Below are 271 nucleotides of genomic sequence, written 5' to 3'. Positions count from 1 at the left end.
CCTCCTGATCGTGACCGGCGCGCTGGTCGGGTCGTCGGGCGCCATCCTCAGCTACATCATGTGCAAGGGGATGAACCGGTCGATCATCAACGTGGTCCTGGGCGGCTTCGGCGGCGAGGCGGCCTCGGCGGCGGCCGGCGGTCCGGCGGGCGACCGTGCGGTGAAGCAGGGCTCGGCGGAGGACGCGGCCTTCGTGATGAAGAATGCCCGGTCGGTGATCATCGTGCCGGGCTACGGCATGGCGGTGGCGCAGGCGCAGCACGCGCTGCGC

General features: G+C 71.6%; 1 protein-coding gene. It reads left to right on the top strand.

Annotated elements, in window-relative coordinates; translation table 11 throughout:
* The coding region (locus tag FFK22_RS42540) for an NAD(P)(+) transhydrogenase (Re/Si-specific) subunit beta (RefSeq protein ID WP_143957082.1) at positions 1 to 271 on the top strand (271 nt) is incomplete at both ends.

It is taken from the genome of Mycobacterium sp. KBS0706 (genome assembly GCF_005938675.2).
In the GTDB taxonomy this organism is placed as follows: Bacteria; Pseudomonadota; Alphaproteobacteria; order DSM-16000; family Inquilinaceae; genus Inquilinus.
Note: the sequence above shows the minus strand (reverse complement) of the source record. Positions and strands in the feature narration are given on the sequence as shown.